Origin of the sequence: Niallia sp. M35, from assembly GCF_050971705.1 — a bacterium.
GTDB classification, from domain to species: domain Bacteria; phylum Bacillota; class Bacilli; order Bacillales; family Cytobacillaceae; genus Niallia; species Niallia circulans_A.
Genome location: NZ_JBPCEP010000054.1, coordinates 1 through 487, shown reverse-complemented (window position 1 = coordinate 487; position 487 = coordinate 1). Strand labels below are relative to the sequence as shown.

Below are 487 nucleotides of genomic sequence, written 5' to 3'. Positions count from 1 at the left end.
TGATTTGGTTGTTCAGTTTTGAGGGAGCAATTCCTTGAAAAATAGATAAAGAATGAACCTTTTTACTTTATCGAGCATAAAATGGGCCTATAGCTCAGCTGGTTAGAGCGCACGCCTGATAAGCGTGAGGTCGATGGTTCGAGTCCATTTAGGCCCACCATTTTTTTAAAACCATATACCATTTTTGGGGCTTTAGCTCAGCTGGGAGAGCGCCTGCCTTGCACGCAGGAGGTCAGCGGTTCGATCCCGCTAAGCTCCACCAAAATTGTTCTTTGAAAACTAAATCATTTAATAGAAGTAACCAAGATAAACCGAGTAATCGCCATCTTAGATTCTCTATTTTAGAGAATTACTTCTTTGAAAAGTAGTCGTATTAAACGAATACTCCTTCAAAGATTGGAGAGCAAAGAGAAGCAAGTAGATCAAGGAAGCGACCGAACGAGCACCGGAGCGTACGACAGTACGTGAGGAGCAGAGTGAAGAAGCT

The 487-nt window shown here is 42.7% G+C and carries 2 tRNA genes; both read left to right on the top strand.

Annotation, left to right across the window (positions count from 1 at the left end):
- The first annotated feature begins 83 nt into the window (after positions 1 to 83).
- Positions 84 to 160: transfer RNA gene (locus tag NiCM35_RS26680), tRNA-Ile, on the top strand.
- Positions 161 to 186: 26 nt separating this feature from the next.
- Positions 187 to 262 (top strand) — tRNA-Ala (locus NiCM35_RS26675).
- Positions 263 to 487 lie beyond the last annotated feature (225 nt).